Annotated in this window: 15 protein-coding genes; 4 read left to right on the top strand and 11 right to left on the bottom strand. The window is 58.0% G+C overall.

The features are described 5' to 3' along the window. Positions 1 to 114: 114 nt before the first annotated feature. Together ACYVDM_RS18730 and ACYVDM_RS18725 are read right to left on the bottom strand one after the other, a co-directional pair. Positions 115 to 1,086 carry a Bug family tripartite tricarboxylate transporter substrate binding protein gene (locus tag ACYVDM_RS18730; RefSeq protein WP_415787637.1) on the bottom strand — a complete coding sequence of 324 codons (972 nt, stop codon included), beginning with the start codon at positions 1,084 to 1,086 and terminating at the stop codon, positions 115 to 117. Between the two features lie 117 nt (positions 1,087 to 1,203). Next, positions 1,204 to 2,463: a flavin-dependent oxidoreductase gene (locus ACYVDM_RS18725; protein ID WP_415787635.1), complete on the bottom strand. Its 1,260-nt coding sequence runs from the start codon at positions 2,461 to 2,463 to the stop codon at positions 1,204 to 1,206. A gap of 120 nt (positions 2,464 to 2,583) precedes the next feature. Here ACYVDM_RS18725 and ACYVDM_RS18720 point away from each other — a divergent pair, with 120 nt between their 5' ends. After that, positions 2,584 to 3,483, top strand: a complete 900-nt coding sequence (locus ACYVDM_RS18720; protein WP_415787633.1) for a LysR family transcriptional regulator — start codon at positions 2,584 to 2,586, stop codon at positions 3,481 to 3,483. 69 nt (positions 3,484 to 3,552) lie between these two features. Here ACYVDM_RS18720 and ACYVDM_RS18715 read toward each other — a convergent pair whose 3' ends face one another. Both ACYVDM_RS18715 and ACYVDM_RS18710 read right to left on the bottom strand, forming a co-directional pair. Further along, positions 3,553 to 5,376 (bottom strand): sensor histidine kinase, encoded by a 1,824-nt coding sequence (locus tag ACYVDM_RS18715; protein WP_415787631.1) that lies wholly within the window; start codon positions 5,374 to 5,376, stop codon positions 3,553 to 3,555. Next, positions 5,367 to 6,086: a response regulator gene (locus ACYVDM_RS18710; RefSeq protein ID WP_415787629.1), complete on the bottom strand. Its 720-nt coding sequence runs from the start codon at positions 6,084 to 6,086 to the stop codon at positions 5,367 to 5,369. Before ACYVDM_RS18710 ends, ACYVDM_RS18715 begins: the two co-directional genes overlap by 10 nt. A 128-nt stretch (positions 6,087 to 6,214) precedes the next feature. Between ACYVDM_RS18710 and ACYVDM_RS18705 the strand changes: the two genes are divergently transcribed. The 3 genes from ACYVDM_RS18705 (at position 6,215) to ACYVDM_RS18695 (ending at position 12,010) form a co-directional block, all read left to right on the top strand. Continuing rightward, the gene (locus tag ACYVDM_RS18705) at positions 6,215 to 8,596 is read left to right on the top strand and encodes a sulfatase family protein (protein WP_415787627.1); all 2,382 of its coding nucleotides are present in this window, start codon (positions 6,215 to 6,217) and stop codon (positions 8,594 to 8,596) included. A 69-nt stretch (positions 8,597 to 8,665) separates the two neighbouring features. Further along, on the top strand, positions 8,666 to 9,808 hold the full coding sequence (locus ACYVDM_RS18700) for a formylglycine-generating enzyme family protein (protein WP_415787625.1): 1,143 nt from the start codon (positions 8,666 to 8,668) through the stop codon (positions 9,806 to 9,808). A 15-nt stretch (positions 9,809 to 9,823) separates the two neighbouring features. Next, positions 9,824 to 12,010 carry a sulfatase-like hydrolase/transferase gene (locus ACYVDM_RS18695; protein ID WP_415787623.1) on the top strand — a complete coding sequence of 729 codons (2,187 nt, stop codon included), beginning with the start codon at positions 9,824 to 9,826 and terminating at the stop codon, positions 12,008 to 12,010. Between the two features lie 97 nt (positions 12,011 to 12,107). Here ACYVDM_RS18695 and ACYVDM_RS18690 read toward each other — a convergent pair whose 3' ends face one another. From ACYVDM_RS18690 to ACYVDM_RS18660, 7 genes are read right to left on the bottom strand one after another with little or no spacing between them, the layout of a single operon-like run. Next, positions 12,108 to 13,028 (bottom strand): SMP-30/gluconolactonase/LRE family protein, encoded by a 921-nt coding sequence (locus ACYVDM_RS18690; protein ID WP_415787621.1) that lies wholly within the window; start codon positions 13,026 to 13,028, stop codon positions 12,108 to 12,110. 45 nt (positions 13,029 to 13,073) lie between these two features. Further along, positions 13,074 to 13,934 carry a TauD/TfdA dioxygenase family protein gene (locus ACYVDM_RS18685; protein ID WP_415787619.1) on the bottom strand — a complete coding sequence of 287 codons (861 nt, stop codon included), beginning with the start codon at positions 13,932 to 13,934 and terminating at the stop codon, positions 13,074 to 13,076. 31 nt (positions 13,935 to 13,965) lie between these two features. After that, on the bottom strand, positions 13,966 to 14,850 hold the full coding sequence (locus ACYVDM_RS18680; protein WP_415787617.1) for an ABC transporter permease: 885 nt from the start codon (positions 14,848 to 14,850) through the stop codon (positions 13,966 to 13,968). Continuing rightward, positions 14,847 to 15,677: an ABC transporter ATP-binding protein gene (locus tag ACYVDM_RS18675; RefSeq protein ID WP_415787615.1), complete on the bottom strand. Its 831-nt coding sequence runs from the start codon at positions 15,675 to 15,677 to the stop codon at positions 14,847 to 14,849. Before ACYVDM_RS18675 ends, ACYVDM_RS18680 begins: the two co-directional genes overlap by 4 nt. Further along, the gene (locus ACYVDM_RS18670; protein ID WP_415787613.1) at positions 15,667 to 16,227 is read right to left on the bottom strand and encodes a 3-isopropylmalate dehydratase small subunit; all 561 of its coding nucleotides are present in this window, start codon (positions 16,225 to 16,227) and stop codon (positions 15,667 to 15,669) included. Before ACYVDM_RS18670 ends, ACYVDM_RS18675 begins: the two co-directional genes overlap by 11 nt. Beyond that, on the bottom strand, positions 16,199 to 17,458 hold the full coding sequence (locus ACYVDM_RS18665; RefSeq protein WP_415787611.1) for a 3-isopropylmalate dehydratase large subunit: 1,260 nt from the start codon (positions 17,456 to 17,458) through the stop codon (positions 16,199 to 16,201). The genes ACYVDM_RS18670 and ACYVDM_RS18665 overlap by 29 nt, the downstream gene beginning before the upstream one ends. A gap of 2 nt (positions 17,459 to 17,460) precedes the next feature. Further along, positions 17,461 to 18,342 (bottom strand): isocitrate lyase/PEP mutase family protein, encoded by an 882-nt coding sequence (locus ACYVDM_RS18660; RefSeq protein WP_415787609.1) that lies wholly within the window; start codon positions 18,340 to 18,342, stop codon positions 17,461 to 17,463. Between the last annotated feature and the right edge of the window lie 11 nt (positions 18,343 to 18,353).

Raw genomic sequence — 18,353 nt, 5'->3', positions numbered from 1 at the left:
TTTAAAAAGGTGTCAACTGTATGGCGCGGCCTTCATATTGAGCACGGGCTTTGGCTGGAATTCGAGAGGCTTCGTTGGGGCGCATGATGTCATGGGGTTTCAGCGCCGCCAGCATTATTCCGTCGAAATATTCCCTTTCTTCACAACCTCTGCCCAGCGTTTTTCGTCTTTTGTAATTAAGGAACGAAACGCGTCAGGCGCGGATGGTGCCGGGACCATCCCTTGAGATTCGAACGCCTTTGCGACTTCCGTTTCTGCAAGGATTTTGGCGATCTCCTGATTGAGGCGGTCCACCACGTCTGGCGGCGTGCCTTTCGGGGCGAGTACGCCGTACCACATGTCCAAATTATCCGAGGTCACCCCCGCCTCGGAAAGCGTCGGCACCTCGGGAAGCTGCGGGAGACGTTTGGCGCTGCCCGTGGCGACGGCTTTCAATTTTCCGCTTTGAATGTGCGGCAGAGCGACATGTACCGGCAAAAACATGTAGTCAATGCGGCCGCCCAGCAAATCGGTCACTGCCCCCGCCGTCCCCTTATAGGGCACATGTAGCATGTCTACGTTCCCTTGCTGCAGGAACAGCGCCATGGCGAGATGATGCGGTGTCCCCACGCCCGGCGTGGCGTACGTAAGCTGCTTCGGACGCGACTTTGCCAAGTCAATGATGTCTTTGACTGTCGACGTTTTTTGTACCGATGGATTTTCTACCAGCAACAATGTTCCCCACGATGTCTGGGAAACAGGATCAAAGTCATTGACGGGATCGTAAGGCAGCTTCGGATAGAGGCTCTTGTTCATGACCAAGGTATTGACCTGCACCAAGAAGGTATAACCGTCCGGCTTGCTCCGAGCGACTTTTTCGCTGCCGATGTTCCCGCTCGCTCCTGGCACGTTTTCAACAATGACGGGTTGCCCCAGCGCTTGAGGCAGGCGGGCCGCCAACTGACGCGCGATGGTGTCGATACCGGTCCCCGGGGTATAGGGGACTACAAACGTAATGGGGCGATCAGGCCACGCGGCGTACGCGGGCGACATCGCGGCGCACATCATCGCCAGGCCCGAAAACGTATTCATCCATTTTTTCAACATGCGAAGTCTCCTCGCTCGACCTACATTGTTTTATCTAAATTCCACGCCTTCTTGCGTGGTCAGACTGCGAAAGTGAACGTCAATGAGCCGGCTCTTTGCTGCCCTCCGGTCAGGAAACTAAAGAAAGGAAGGGCGGTTTTTAAGTTGAGCGGGGTCATATCCGGCCACTCGCTTATAGCGATCGGAAATGCTCTGTAGCTCCGACCGCGAGACGATTTCCTCGAGATTATCGAATCGCTTGCCTCCCGATCGTTCGTAGACCTCACGCAGGATCGCGTCCGGAGGCGTCTTTCTGTTGGTCAGCACGACATTCGTCGTGGCCGGGACCCGCTCTTTATCGTAGCTCTCAAGCGCCTGCGGGCTGACGCCCTCCCGCTTGAGCCATCCTGCAAGACAGCGCGCATCAATGATGGCTTGACCTGCGCCGTTGGATCCGCGCGGCACCATGGGATGTGCGGCGTCTCCCAGGAGGGTGATCCTGCCGTGCGTCCAACGTGGCAGCGGGTCTTGGTCAACCATCGGGTACTCCAGGATCGAGTCCGCGGCACGGATCAACGCCGGTACATCCAGCCAGTCGAATTTCCAGTTCTCGAAAACAGGCAGAAAGTCCTCCAGGCGACCCGCGCGGCTCCAATCTCGTTGTGCAGGTTGCTCGGATTCGAGCTCCGCCACCCAATTGACGAGTTGGCGTCCTTGCTCGTCAATGGCGTTCCGGATGGGATAGATCACCATCTTCCCGATCGAAAGCCATCCCGCACGGATCATGCTGGCCCCCGACAAAATTGGCTGCCAGCGCGTTACGCCGCGCCACATGTTTACGCCAGAATAACGGGGTGCGCCTTCGTTGGGATAGAGTTTCTTTCGCACAACCGAATGAATGCCATCGCATGCAATCGCCACAGCGGCCTGAATATTTTCTCGCGGCCTACCGGCAGCGTCGACAAAGCTCACCGTCACGCCGTTTGCGTCCTGGGTGACATCCACGCAGCGATGGTCACACACCACGCTGTCCTGCCCAAGCCGTTCTTGCACCGCGGCCAACAGCACGGTCTGGAGGTCACCCCGATGAATAGAGAACTGCGGCCAGTCATAACCTGCCGCAGCGCCAGCGGGCTCGTTGAAAACAAGCTGACCGTGCTCGGTGAAAAAGACGGCCTCTTTGGTGCGCACGCTCACGGCGTCTAAGGCGGAAAGCAACCCTAATTCACTGAGTTCACGGACTGCGTGGGGCAACAGATTAACGCCGACGCCGAGCGGCTTGAGCTCCTGGACCGCCTCGTAGACCTTACAAGGAATGCCTGCCTGATGAAGGCTCAGCGCTAGCGTAAGGCCGCCAATGCCTGCCCCAAGAATAGCGACGTGCTCATTGCAACTCATGATTCTGTGTCCCGCGATCTATTGTGATTAGCCAATGGAAGGCTCCATGTTTGCTGTATTAGGCATCACTTCATAAAATATGGGAAATTTAGATATCACATGGACTCATAACAAAACCCTATGAATCTATCGATGCGCCAGATGCGTGCATTTCGCTACGTAGCCCGCACGGAAAGCTTCACGCGCGCCGCCGAACTCGCACACATGACTCAAGCGGGACTGAGCATTCTCGTTCGCGAAATGGAGCGACAAATCGGTACGCGGCTATTCGACCGGACAACAAGAACCGTGCAACTGACGCCCGCAGGACGACGCCTGGCGCCGGTGGTGGAGAGGGTGCTCTTGGAGCTTGATGGCGTCACAGAGGAAATCGGTGCACTAGGCGACACGGCACGCCAGACGTTGCGCATTGCGGCAACGCCTCTGGTGTCGTCGCATCTCTTGCCACAGTTGCTGGCGACGTACAGAGAGACGCACCCTAACGTGCAAGTCCGCCTGTTTGACGCGCGGCTCGAAGAAGTGGAGCGCGCCGTCCTGGCCGACGAAGCCGATCTGGGACTCGGCTTTTTCTTTAAAGCAGCGCCAGGCCTGACACGCACGGCAATCGCGACCTTTCAGTTGATGCGGGTAATGGCTGCTGGCGGATTGCAGCGAAAACCAGGGTCGGTACCGTGGTCTGATCTCGCCAAGGCAAAGATGATCGGCTTGCCCGCCGGCAACCCTATTCAGAAGGTCATTGATGCGCAATTGTCCAAGCTGGGTATCGTCAACCGTGACGGCCAATGCGTCAGTTTCTTCAATACGTTGATTTCGATGGCTGAAGCGGGATTCGGAACCGCCGTGATGCCGACATTCGCCATTACCGCTTGCAAGCGGCACGACGTCAATATTGACTTGCTCACGTCACCCAAAGTCGCGCTATCGTTCTATCGCATCGCAAAGCGGGGGACGAAGGACTCAGAGGCCCTCATCGACTTTGTGGACATCCTGAAAGATCGATTGCCGCTCATGTCTCGGTAAAGCATGCTTCGATCAAACATGCGCAGCGACAGCAGTTCAAGATATACGGCGGCCTGTCGGCATCTGCAGTCATCCTGCCGAAGGCGCGTGACCACCAGACAGCTGTAACGGCAACGCGAGCGTGACCCGCGTCCCCCCTTCCAGCGCCTCGATATACAGCGTACCGCCCAGAAAAGCAGCGCGCTGGCGCATGTTGTGCACCCCGGCTCCACACTGGCGCGCCCCCGCATAGGGGACGCCATCATTCTCGATGACGATACGCGCGTCGCCCTGCGGTCCCGCGCTGCCACGCACGGCAATATACGAGGCCGGACCGTGGCGCAACGCGTTGGTAATGGCTTCTTGTACGATGCGCAACACGTTCAACGCTTGGGCCGGCGTGACGCCGGAAATTTCGGGCAACCGCAGCATCGACCACTCCAACTCGACGCCCAAGCGCCTGAGCTGGGACTCCAGCCGTTCGCGCAGACCCGAGAGCGCAGCCACGAGTTCGCGGTCGCCGATATCCAGCGAATGAATCACCAGGCGCAAGTCATCGAGCGCCTCGCGTGCGGTGTGCTCGATATCGGTTGAGCGCTCGCGTTCAGCTAACGCGATGATCGACGCCAGGTGGCCGCTCAAGCCATCATGCAGATCGACCGTAAGCCGATGGCGCTCTTCGCTACGGACGAGACGGGCGGCCTCGGTACGCTCTTCTTCATACAAGCGCTGCAGCTCGGCCTCGCGCTCGGTCAGGCGCTGTTTGAGATGGGCATTCGCATCGTCCAGCCGCATCAGGCTCAAGCCCAACCGACGCATCAGGATGACCGCGATCGCCACGATCAACAATTGCCGGTAGTACAGAGACAGAAATACCGGGCCGTCCACCGTACCGGCGATTAACGCACCGTCGTACAGCGTGGCCAGCGAGAAGAAGCCAAGCGGCAACAGCAGCAGCCAGGCTTCCCGCACCTTCTTTGCCAGGGCTCCCCAGGCTGATATGGCGACCGTAATCACGGGCGAAATCACCATAATGGGCATCACCACGGTAAACAACACGACACGGGCCGGCACTACGCCCAGCGCCATCGTCAGCAAGCACAAGCCAGGTACGACGACCACACACGCGCGTAGCCAACGCGGTGGTGCCGTGCCGTTGATCTTCAGCGCAATAATGTGCAGGATGAACACGCTGGACATGCTGACAGTGAAGGCATATGGCAGCCAGTTGAATACGCCGGGAAAGATGTCGGCCAGCAGACCCGCATACGAGGCCGTGGATACCCCGTGCAACAGGAACAGCCAGCCGTACAGTGTCTCTTGTGGCCGGTAGATCCAGGCCATCAGGGTGGCAATGGCCAGCAGCAACTGGCAGGCCAGCACCATCATGCGTGTGTATTCCAGCACCAGAACCTGAAGCCTGTGATATGGCGCAATCTGCTTCGCAGTGCCTACATACAGAGGCGATAGATACCCACGCGTCACGCCCGGCGCCTCCAGCAGTATGTCGATCACATGGGGGCCAGCGGTCAGATGACGCGCCGACAGCGGCACCAGCACCGATATGCCTAGCGTAATGCCTGGGATCAGAGAGTGGGTGCCGGTGTCTAGCGCCACATCCCCGTCCACCGCGATAACCGCGCGATAGCTAAGCATCGGAATGAATAAGTAGAGCTGTTGCGTGGGAGGCTGGGCCAGCTCGAAAGTCATACGGTAGTAGCCCGTCGCGCGACGGCTGCCCTGAACGTGGGGCAATGCCACTGGCATGGCAGTGTTGTCAGCAGCCGTGAACTGGGCTTGATCGATCACCAGGGTGTGCGACGGTACAGGGAGCGTCAACCATAGCGGGGCACTGGCCGCCACCGTCGCCAATACGGCCAGGACAGCCCAGAACCACCGCGGCCCTACAACCATATCAGACCCAGGCGCGAGGCTTCGAACACGGCTTCCGAACGGTTACCGACTTGCAGCTTGCGATAAATGCTCTTGATATGCACGGGCACGGTCTGTCGCGAGAGGCCAAGCTGCTCGGCCACTTCGGCATAGGTCAGGCCCTTGGCAATGCCCCACAGAATATCCGTCTCGCGCGGCGTCAGCGCAGCCGATTCCCGCAAGGGCGCCGCGGCTTGGGCTTGCGGCGGTTGTCCACGCTCGCTCAGCCGCCGGACGATGACGCGCGCGATGGACGACGAAATCGGCGAGCGCCCTGCGCGCAACTCTTCGATGGCCTGAATCAGATCCGAGGAGTCGATGTCCTTAAGCAAATAGCCTGTTGCCCCGGCTTCGATGGCCGCGATCACGATTTCGTTGTCGGTCAGCGCCGAGACCACCATTGCCTCGGCGTGTGGGTTGATCGCGCGCAAGCGGCGAATGCCCTGAATGCCATGACCGTCCGGCAGGCGCAAGTCGGTAATGAGCAGGTCGACGGGCTCGCGTTGCAGGACGGCCATCGCCTGGGCCAGCGTGCCACAGGCGGCGACCACGCGACCGCCGCGCCAACTCGACAGGATCGACTCGAAGCGCATGCGTAGAGGAGTGTCATCCTCAACCAACAGCGTGCGACACAACACCGTGCTGTTGCCCGGGCTCGTGTCGGTGTGGGGGTGCGCTCCCGCAGATTCCATCGACCTTACCCTTTTCATGGTATAGGCTAGCAGCAAGCTGGCCGTTAATCTATTGTCACGAGTTTTCTTAGTTTGTCACGACCTGGCTGGCTTGTCACGCCCGGTTCCTAGATAAGGGGCGCACGTCCATGCTTGCCAAACCACCCAGGTTCGCCCTCGCGGTAGCACTGGCGGCGATGACCGCACTGCTGGCCGCTTGCTCAGACAATGATTCTTCCTCGACGAATAACCCGCCCAAGCCCGATCCAGTCGCCTCGTCCAAGCCCAATATTCTCTTCGTCGTGCTCGACGACCTGGGCGTGGACCAAATGGCGATCTACGGCTACGGCGGCGTGGCTCCGCCCAGAATACCCAATCTGACCGCCATCGCCCGAGCCGGCGTCCAGTTTCGCAATGCATGGGCAATGCCCGACTGTACGCCTACGCGGGCCACTTTTTTCACCGGGCGCTATCCGTCTCAGATAAACGTGCTGAACGCCCTGGTCGCGACCGATTTGGCCAATTCGGCGCCCTCTCCCTACGAAATGACGTTGCCCAAGCTCCTGAAAACACAGGGCTACACCAACGCACTCATCGGCAAAATGCATCTCACGGGCTCGGACCTCAATGGCGGATTCAATCTACCGTACGGTTATGACAGCATGTGGAAGTTAGGTTGGGATTATTTCGATGGTTTCCTGGATGGCGCGCCCTATAACATCGACACTCGGGCTGGGCTGACGACCAAGGGGGCCGACGTTGACAGCGGCCCCTATAAGTGCGGATTCATCCCGACGACCCGGATCGACAAGACCAATGGCGCGGATTCGGGCGCCTGCTACGTCGCCAGCGGCAGTTGCTCGCAGATGGCGATCGGCACAGACATCACCACGCCGGGGCGCAGTTGCCTCGAACGCGGCGGCATCCTGGACCCGGGCCAGTCCTGCCAGTCCACACTGCCCAGTTACATCGATTTCACGGCGCAGAACGGTTATTACACGGGCCGATGGGTCAAAAGCACCGCCGAGGGCGATGGCCGTGTCATCCCGGCTTCCGATCCGTCCTCGCGCGGCTACCGCAGCACTCTGGAGACGGACCGTGCCCTCGAATGGGCCGGGCGGCAACCTGCCGGCCAACCCTGGATGTTGACGGTAGGCTATTCGGCCATTCATACGCCCCTGCAGGTGCCACCTGTGGCACTGATCCCGGAAGGCACACCGGGTCGCAACGATAACTTGGTGTGTTCGCCCTTGGCCGACTCGGAAAGCACGCCAGTCCTGACGCAAGCCACCGACCTCATCGACGCCCATCTCATCACTAACCTGATGATTACGGCCGTGGACAAGAAAATCGGCGACCTGCTGGTGGGTTTGGGCTTGGCTCAGTACAACGCTGACGGCACGCTGAACTACCAGCCCGAAAAAACCAATACCGTCGTGGTGGTCGTAGGCGACAACGGTACCTACGTAAACAGCGTCAAATTCACCTCACCAGGCAAATTCGATCCCACGCGCGCCAAGGCCTCGCCTTATCAGACCGGCGTGTGGGTACCGCTGTTGATAGCCGGGCCAATGGTCTCATCACCTGGACGCGAGATACCGCACATGGTGGGCTCGGTCGATCTGTATCAGCTGTTTGCCGACATCGCGGGCGCCGACCTGAACAAGGCGATTCCTGCCAATCGTCCGCTTGACGCGCAGCCCATGCTGGCTTACCTGACCGACGCGGGGCAGAGCAGTATTCGCAGCACAAACTTCACGGAGATGGGAACCAACCTCAGGGCGGTCGGCTCGGAGGAGGAGCAATCCGCCTGCGTCATACCTGCCGCCAACAACGTCTGCACCACACTTTTCCCGCAAAAGGGGGTGTGCCTGGCCCAAGGCGGTATCTGGTACGGAGACAACCTGTCCAGCGACACCAGCGACGTGCCCGCGGCGGGCTACAACAACTGCTGCCAAGTCCAGGCGTACCGGTTGGCCCGGGACGAATCGACTACTTTCCTGCCCACTGCCACCAAGGCGGTCACCGATGGCACCTATAAGCTGGTGCGTCAGACACGTAACCAATGTGATCCAGTCATGGGCTCCGTCAGCGATCCCAGCGCCTACCGCTACAGCGCGACGGGTTATGACGTTGCTGACGAGTTTTATCAGATCGATACCGCCACCCCCGATCCCAAGCTAGACAAGGAAGGCAGTGAGTTGATCGCGATTACCGCGCCTCCCCTGGATACCTCGTCGTTGAACAATGCGCAGCAGCAGGCCTACACCACCCTCAGCGCCGAGATGGCACAGCACGATGCCGTGGCCAGCTACAACCAGGACTACGACACCGTCAGTTGCCCGGGTGACGGCAATCACGACTTGGTTGTAGATCAGAAAGACCTGGCCAACTGGCAGGAACTGAGTCGGTTGAACAGTGGCCAATCAAGCTGGTACGACTTCAACCATGACGGCAAGACGGATGCGGCCGACCAGATGATTATCCAAAACAACATGGACAAGACTTGCAGCGGTAGCAGCAACACTTGATTGAAGCCGACACCAAAGAAGACCTGTGTCGCTCACTACGGACAATGAACCTGACCAGAATGAATACCTATGCTCTCCATTAAGAAGAAACGGCTGGCCCTGGGCGCAACACTATGCGTGGCCCTGGCCGGGGTGGGCTGGTTCACCGCCCAGGCCCTGTCGTCTCCGATCGAACGTGTGACCATCGCGACCAAGCCCATCCTGGGCAACGGCGTCGACACGCCCAAGGCCATGGCCTGGGTGCCGGGCGGCCCTTTCCAGATGGGCAGTGACAGTGCATTGGCCAATCTCAATGAGCGCCCCGCCCATCAGGTACGGGTACGGGGCTTCTGGATGGACATCACCGACGTCACCAATGATCAGTTCGCCGAGTTTGTAAAGCAAACCGGCTACGTGACCACCGCGCAGCGCAAGCCCGATTGGGAGACCATCCGCGTGCAGTTGCCCGCCGGCACCCCGAAGCCACCGGACAGTGTGCTGGTGCCCGGCGCGATGGTGTTCACGGGAACCGCCGCGCCGGTACAACTGGACCAGTATTGGCGATGGTGGCACTTTGTCCCTGGCGCTGACTGGCTCCACCCTCAAGGCCCCGGCAGTAGCATCGAGGGCAAGGGCGACCACCCCGTGGTACAGGTCAGCTACGAAGATGCCCAAGCCTACGCAAAATGGGCGGACAAGCGCCTGCCCACCGAAGCCGAGTGGGAATTCGCCGCGCGTGGCGGCCTGGAACAGGCCGATTACGCCTGGGGCAACGTCCTAGCGCCCGACCGCCAGAAACACGCCAATTACTGGGACGTGAATCAAGGCACCTTCCCCGCACTACAGCCCGACAGCCAAGTCCGCGCCCCGGGCACGCAGCCCGTCAAGACCTATCCGGACAATGCCTATGGCCTGTACGACATGACCGGCAACGCCTGGCAGTGGGTAGCCGATTGGTATCGCACCGATTATTTTGCGCAGCAGGCCGCCAAGAGCACCCCCATCAACGACCCGATAGGTCCGGCCGACACCTACGACCCCTCCGATCCGGGTGTGCCGGCCAATGCGCCGCGCCGGGTCATCCGCGGCGGCTCGTTCCTGTGCAACGAGGATTTCTGTACCTCATACCGTCCCAGCGCCAGACGTGGCGCCGACCCCTACAGCCCCATGTCGCACCTGGGCTTTCGGCTGGTCAAGGACGCTACGCCCGCCGTGGCTCGCGCCGGAGGCTGAACCATGGAGCGTGTCTTGAAGAAACCCTTTCGCACCCTGCTTGTAGCGGGGCTTGCCGCCATTGTCTTGAGTGCATGCGATAACAGTGGCAGTGATTCTCGCGATGAAAGCGCCGCACCTCCCGATCAAGCACAGACATCGAACATTTTGTTCGTCATCATGGACGATGTAGGTATCGACCAGATGGCGTCCTTTGGCTACGGTGGCGCAACTCCGCCGAGCATGCCGAACATTGATGCAATTGCACGCGCAGGCGTGCGTTTTCACAACGCGTGGTCCATGCCCGAATGCTCACCCGGACGGGCCGCGTTCTTTGTGGGACGTTATCCATTTCGCACCAACATGAATCAGGCACTCGGCCCCAACGATCTCGCCAATTCGCAGCTATCACCCTATGACTCAACAGTGCCCAAGGTACTGAAACGGGCGGGTTATGAAAATGCCATGTTCGGAAAATTTCATCTGGCCGGGCCCGAGAACAACGAGGCGGAGAACGCAACACCAAGGGTGTTGGGCTGGGATCATTTCTATGGCTGGATCGGCGGGCTGCCTGGCTCCATCGACACCACTGCCGGCGGTATCGCACCCGAGAAAACCTACTCTTGCGGCTTTGTTCCGGGCGCCCAAGCCGGTGGTACGGATTCGGGGGCGTGCTACCAGGCTGACAACAGCTGCAGTGTCATCAAGCGCACGGCCGCGTCCCAAGACGCCCCCGGCCTGCAATGCCTGTCGTCGGGCGGCATTTTCGTTCCAGACCAGAGTTGTGGCACGCCACCATCGACCTTGAATTTCGATCGCGAGAACGGCTACTACGTTTCACCGCTGGTCATCATCAACGGCCCCAGCCTGGAAGAGGTGCCCCTTACCGACCCGCGGGCCCGCCAATACCGCACGAAAACCGAAGCCGACGCGGCAATCGACTGGATCAAAGCCCGCCCGGGCGACAAACCCTGGATGGCCACGATAAGCTTCAGTGCCCCCCATACACCTTGGCAACAGCCACCTGGCGATTTGCTCGATCCGCGCAACGGGCTTTCCTCGGACGGATGGAGTTGCCAGGAGACAGCAACGGGCCGACTCATTCAGAACAAAATGACCGAGGCGATGGATACGGAGTTTGGCCGGCTGCTGGTCGAAACCGGATTGGCCAGCCAAGCAAAGGATGGTCGCCTGATCTATGATCCCATGGCTTCGAATACGGTCATTGTCATCATGGGTGACAACGGCACGCTGGGCAACGCTGTCAAACTACCCTTCTCGGGCACTCAAGCGAAGGGCACGGCTTATCAGACGGGTGTCTGGGATCCCCTGATCATTGCCGGACCGCAGGTTGTCGAGCCTGGCCGGAAAGTCGATCATATGGTCAATGCCGTGGATCTGTTTCAGTTCTTTGGTGAGATCGCAGGCCTGGATGTCCATAAAGAAGTCCCGCGAGTCGTCGATTCGGTAGGCATACTGCCTTACCTGAGCAATCCGGGGCAGTCCAGCCTGCGCACCATCAACTTCACGCTGGGCGGCGTAAACCTGCAGGCCAACGGTGGCAGGAATGCGCCCTGCGTCGTCAGTACGAGTTGCACGCAGATTCCGGTCAGCAAGAGCGTCTGCGAAGATAACCTGGGCATTTACTGGGGGCCTGGTTATACCGATCCTTCTGTGGTGGACAACGGCGGTGCGGGATACAAGATGTGCTCCGATGTGAACCAGGCGCTCTATGATGCGGGCCGTCCGCTGTTGAACATCTTGCCGGAAACCTCGATCGCGGTTCGCAATGATCGTTTCAAGCTGGTGCGCAATTCCACGCAGAATTTCAACACCACTACCCGAGAGGCCGAGACCGATGTGGTTGATGAGTTGTATGAAATCGATCAGGCGGTTCCCAAGCCCCTGCTCGACACGCTAGATCGCAATCTACTGGTGACCGCACCGACTACGGAAAACCTGGCCGTCTATGACGACCTGCGCGCAACGATGGAGAAGATACTTTCGTCTGAACCTGATTGCCCGGGCGACGGCAACAAGGACGGCGTCGTGAACGCGAAAGATCTGGAGAACTGGCGCAAGATCGCCAATGGTTGGGGGCTGTCCAGTGTTTACGACTTTATCGTCGATGGTGTGCTGGATGGCTTGACCAATAATACCGACGAAACGATCATCCAGAACAACTTGAATACCAACTGCCCTGCCGCATATGGCGTCTACTAAGTAAGAGCCGCATACGGTGTTGGGCGGCGCGCTGTATCGGCTTTCATCCCCACCAAAAAAATTCAGCTCGGCTGTTTTTGGGTATGGCCAAGCGCTGTTAATTTAACCGCAGCCCTGGCACCGGACAATCGTCAATAGCAATCAATCTGCCCGAGCCGCTCAGCGTCACGTACAGCGTCCTCATGTCGGGTCCGCCGAAGCACAGATTGGTCGGATAGCGATCAGGCAATGGCAGGTGTCGGCAGATACGGCCGTCCGGGCTAATGATGGTAATGCCCCCGTGCAGCAAAGTTCCGATATATAGATTGCCATATACGTCCACTGCCATGGAATCAAAACGCTGATATTGGCCGCCCGGCGCTGCCGTCAGCAATCTGCCCCCATGCATCGAAGGCCATGGATCTCGCTTGAGGCGACCTGGTTGCTCGATGTCGAACGCCCATAGGCGGGCGCCTTCTGTTTCCGCATAATAAAGCGTGGCACCGTCAGGAGACAATGCAACGCCATTGGCTGTCATAACGGGATAGGCAACGATTTGCGGCTTGGCCCCGACCTCGGGCACATAGAAAACGCCACCCCAATCCAAGTCATGTTGCCGTGCTTTGCCTAGGTCCGTGAAATAAAAACCCCCATGCTTGTCGAAGACAAGATCATTAGGCCCTTTGAGCCGTTCCCCGTCGACTTTATCGAAGAGGCGCTCGACGTTTCCGGTGTGAAGATCGACGCGTTCAACTCTGCCACCGGAATAGTCTGCAGATTCGTGCCCAGGCTTCAAGGTGCCGTCATCTAGGGTAGTGAACCGCAGGCCGCCGTTATTACACACGATGACGTCGCCGTTTGGCGCGAGTGCCGCCCCGTTAGGACCGCCACCAAGAGTCACGAGTCGATGGACTTTCCCGTTTGATGAAACACGCGTAAGCATGCCGCTGGCGATTTCGACTAACAGGACTGAGCCGTCCTCCATAGCAATAGGGCCTTCCGGAAACTGCAGCCCGGTGGCAATCTCGCGAATTTTCATGATAGACGGCCTTAAATCGAAAGACTCAAAGTGGATGTGTAAGACTCAAGCGATGCTGGCCAATCGCCCAGAGGGGTTTCCCATCAGTGTGGTCCTGTGCATGCTACGGTTTTCGGACGCATCATAATCAGCGAGCGCGATATGCATGACACAACGATTGTCCCAAAGTATCGAATCGCCCCTTCGCCAAACGTGGCGATATACATTCTCGTGCAGCGTACTTCGTTTATATAAATACTCAAGCAACGGCTGGCTTTCTTCTTTGGTCAGTCCATCAATATGCGAGGTAGTCATCTCGCTGACATAGAGCGCCTTGCGTCCAGTTGTGTCATGAGCTCGGCAGATTGGTTGAAGGACAGGAGGGTTGCGCAGAGCGATCTCTTGGAGTTCGGCAGGCGTGCGTTGCAACCGTGTTTCTCGAGCAATGGTCATGTCGTGAACGGCGCTTCTATCGCCAAGCCATTGCTGTAGTAGCGGCGACAACCCTTCCCAGGCACGATACATATTGCAGAACAAGGTGTCTCCGCCAACAGAAGGCAACTGGACAGCATGGAGCAGCGATCCTTTAGCCGGTCGCAAGGTGGTGGATAGATCCGAGTGCCATTGACGCCCGACCGACAGCCGCTTGTTCGTTGCGGCTTCCCGATTGTTGACCAACAGGATTTCGGGATGATTGGCGTGACGAAATTTCGGGATAGCCGCGTGGTCATCTAGTTCCCCGAAATATCGGCTGAATCCAATCTGTTGTTCTGGTGTCAGGGGCTGATCTCTAAACAACAGGACCAAATGCTCGGACCAGGCAGTGTGCAGTGCGGCTATCGTATTTGCATCAAGCTTCTGGCAGAGATCCAGCCCTTTGATTTCTGCTCCCAAAGCAGATCCCAACTTGCATACTTCGAAGCTCATTGACGACCCCTAAAATAGGATGTGTAGTGGTTCAAGTTCCGGGAATCCTGTTTTGATCTGCCCAGAACAACAGTTTTTTCTGTATCCAGTGCATGATCAAGTGAAGCGTGATTCCAATGCTGGAAAGGCAAACGAGCACCGCGAAAACACCTGCGGTGTCCAAGTTGATATTCATCTGCATGATCAAATTTCCCAGTCCAGCTTGCGAACCGACGAATTCACCAACGATGGCGCCGAGTAAGCTGAAGATGATCGCGACCTGAAGCCCGGCGAAAATCATAGGCAGCGCACTAGGCAGCATCACCATCTTGAAAATTTGCCAACGAGAGGCTCGAAGCGAGCGCATGAGCTCTATCCGTTGAGGATCGGTAGAGCGCAGTCCGGTAATGACATTCACCAAGATAGGGAAAAAAGCGATGATTCCCGCAATAATGATTTTGGACGAAATGCCAAAGCCAAACCAGATGATGAATAGCGGTGCTATGGCGACCTTGGGCGTTGTCTGGATAGCGATCAGATATGGGTAAATGACGCGCTCCACGAATCGCGATTGAGCGATGAAGCTACCTAAAATTATGGCCAAGACAGCGGCGCCGAGGAATCCGAGTAAGGCCTGAGTCAAAGTAACGAGACCATTGGAGATAAAAATCCCGCTGGAAATTCCCCTTATCAGCGATTGCAAGACTGCGGACGGTGCCGGTACAACATAGGCCGGCACATTAAACATTCTGATGATTGCTTCCCAGCCTCCGACCACAATAACAAACAACAAAGGGATACAGAGCCATTCCAACCAGTTGCGCGAGGCGGCAGGACCATCGGATGGCAACGATTCGAGCGTTGCATTCTGGGAATGTCGAGTCACGAGTTCCTCTTGTATCAGGCTGTCGTGGCTACGTACTTGTGCGCTGGTCATTCTATTGCTCCACTGGAATTAAAGTGGCGCCGAATACGGCGTGTGTAGGTACCAAAGGCATCGCTGGTAACCTGGTCCAGCGTTCTGCCAGCGCCAAGGTCGACGTCAACGACCTCCGCAATCTGCCCGGGGCGATTGGATAACACCAAGACTCTTGTGCCCAGGAATACCGCTTCCGGAATCGAGTGAGTGACAAAGACGACCGTTTTCCCCGATTCGGCCCATAACCGCCTGATCTCCACATTCATGTTTTCCCGCGTCATGGCGTCCAACGCACCAAACGGCTCGTCCATCAGTAATGTGGACGGCTCATGCATCAAGGCTCGAGCAATGGCAACACGCTGCTGCATTCCGCCCGAAAGCTCGTTCGGATATTTGGCATGGAAATCGCGCAGGCCTACCATTGACAGAAGATCCAGGGCACGCGCTTTGCTTCGGGCCGTATCGAGTTTGTTGACGGCAGCGGGCAACATGACGTTTTCAACCGCGGTTCGCCAAGGCAATAGCACAGGGGATTGAAATACCACACCGATATCCTGCTGCGGCCCAAAGACCGCTTGGCCACGCATGTGAATATGGCCCGCGCTTCTCGGGATCAAACCGGCCAGTAGCTTCAACAGTGTGGATTTCCCGCAACCAGAAGGTCCGACGATAGTCAGGAACTCCTTTTCCCGAATATCAAGGGTGATGGGGCCCAGCGCACGGATGCTTGCGCCGTCCTGGGATCGATACGATTTCTCAAGACCATCAATCTTGATGAACGGCCGCGATGAGGCCAACTCGGACAGGTGATCGGTGGTGATGTGATCGTCGGCTTCAATTGTCATGTGAAGTTTCCAGTGATGCCGCGTGTGCGGTGCTTAAATAGCCCAGCCCTCCACCCGCCTGAACAATCTGGAGCAAAAAGTCCGGAAGTGGCGTCGCCTCGATTTTTTGATTGCGAGTTATATTTTCTATCTGGCCAGTCCGGAAGTCGACGCTCATCTGATCGCCATCATCGAACATGCTCAACGCCTGCTCGCTGAGTTCCAACAATGGAATTCCGCTATATATCGCAAGACGAAACGGAGGGCGAAAAAGCCGGTGCGCCAGCAATCCGAGTCCCATTGCCCTCATGGCAAGGAAGGGGTGCGTATGCTGGCTTCCATGAGCGAAACGCTTGCCGGCCACGATAAGATCGCCCGCCTTGGCTTGCGAGGCGAGTTCGGGTCGAACCTCTGCAAGAAGATGCTTGCGCAACGTCTCGGGGTCGTACTCGAAGACGTGACGTGCGGAAATCAGTTCGTCGCTGGATATATCGTTGTCCAATTTCCAACAGCGGCCTTGGTAAACCAGATTCATACGAGACCTATTCCTGACAAAGAAAGCGGCGGACATCTGTTATATGCCCGGTAAGCGCAGAGGCGGCTACGGTAAGCGCACTGGCCAGGTAAATGTTTGCGTCAACGCTCCCCATCCGCCCGCGATCATTGCGCGTACTTGTACTAATACGAGTCTCTCCAGCACTTAGTTGTGCCAAGCCACCGAAGCAAGGCCCACAGGTCGAAGGAGAAACTTGGGCACCCGCACGCATCAATGTATTCAACGTACCGTCTTGCATCGCCTGCTCATGGATCTTTCGAGTGGCGGGAATAACCAACAGCTGAACATCAGGATGAACACGGCGTCCTTCCAGCAATCGGGCCGCAGCCTGCAGCTCGGCCAAGGTCCCCGAGGCGCAACTGCCGATATAAGCATGGTCTATCCGCACGGACTCCAGTTCGGTGACATCACGAACGTGCGTCGGCGAAGGCGGAACACAGACTTGCGGCGCCAGCGTCGCGGCGTCGATATATATTTCTTTACGAACCGGGGCATCGTCATCTCCCGCCAAGACTACTGCGTCATTAACCCCGAGTGCCTGCAAGGCTCGTATCGTCTTGCTATCGGCCGGCACGATACCCGTTTCGGCACCGCAATCAATACTCAAACCGGCTATGGTCATGCGTTCCGGGATCGAGAGTGCCGCCATGGTATTGCCGGTGTACTCAATCACGCTATAACTTGCCGTCTCCTCGTCGATCTGTCTGAGCGCCGCCAATACAATGTCGCGTGCGCCAACCCCAGTGGGCATCGTACCGTCGACGCGTACCCGTACAGTGCCGGGTACGCGAATCCAGATATCGCCGCGCGCCATGGGCATGGTTATCTCCATACCAAACGGTATGGCCAATGCCCCGGTCCCGCCGATTGCCGACGTATGCGTGTCCGCGCCCACCACGAACATTCCTGGCCAGACCAGACCTTGCTCAACAACCAGCGGATGCGTGATACCCAGCCCATCGTAGAAATATCCCACCTGTGTGCTGGCTGCCAGTTGCCGGGTCAAGCGATTACGGTCGGCGCCTGCCGTACTGTGGACCGGCACTTCGTGGTCGATCGCCACGACGATCCGCTCTGGGTGGGCGAAAGCCTCTACGCCGATATCTTTCAAGCGCTTCACATAAGCAGGAAACGAGACTTCGGGTACCGTGATCAGATCCGGCTTGGCCCAAATGATTTCTCCCTCCTCCACGAAGGACTTGCCGCTTGCGCGTGCGAGAATTTTTTGCACTAGCGACATCGCCATGACTACCTCGCGTTTCCAAGTATTTGTGATTCAAATTCTGCATACTGCTTGGCGTCAAGCAGCTCAGTGAGCTGGTGCAACGGCAGCATGACGTCGATAAAAGCAGCCGTGCTGCCTTTATGCTTCAGTTCCGATAAGAGTGCGCGTTGCACGTGGACGATCGCCTGAATCAATGAAATTGAATACAACACCATGCCCAATCCCGTGGACTGGAGTTCAGACTGGGTGAAAACCGGTCGTACCGTCTCGGCCACGGTATGCAACACCGGGACAGGAGACGCCCGAACGACGCGTTCGATGTCTTCGAGGCTAGACAGGGAAGGAACCATGACCGCATCCACCCCACTATCGGCCATACATTGACACCGCCGGATGGTTTCCGGCAGGCCGGCGATCGTCAAAGCATCGGTACGCCCGATAATCAGCATGTCGTGACGGGCGGCAACGGCTGCGCGCAAGCGCTGAGACATTTCCTCGTCGGACACCAACGCTTTTGATGCCATGGCGCCGCAACGCTTCGGATTCACTTGATCCTCCAGATGTAGCGCGGCAACGCCGCCACGCTCGTAAGCCTTTATCGTCGCCGCGATGTTGTTGACCCCGCCGTATCCGGTATCGGCATCAGCCACAACGGGTAACGTCACCGCGTCGGCAATGGCGATAGCCTGCGCCGTCATCTGGGTACCGCTGATCAATCCGATGTCGGGTACCCCGTGACTGGCGGCTACGGAGTACCCGGATACCGAGACTGCGTCAAAGCCAGCTTGCGCAATAAGACGTGCGCCTAGGGGATCATGGCAGCCGGGCGCCGCAGTGGCAGATCGGTTGTTCAGTAAAGCTTTCAGCCGCTTGGCCGGCGTACATGTTTGCGCTGGTTGCCTCATAGACGGTCCTT

Source organism: Bordetella tumulicola, assembly GCF_054779135.1.
Note: the sequence above shows the minus strand (reverse complement) of the source record. Positions and strands in the feature narration are given on the sequence as shown.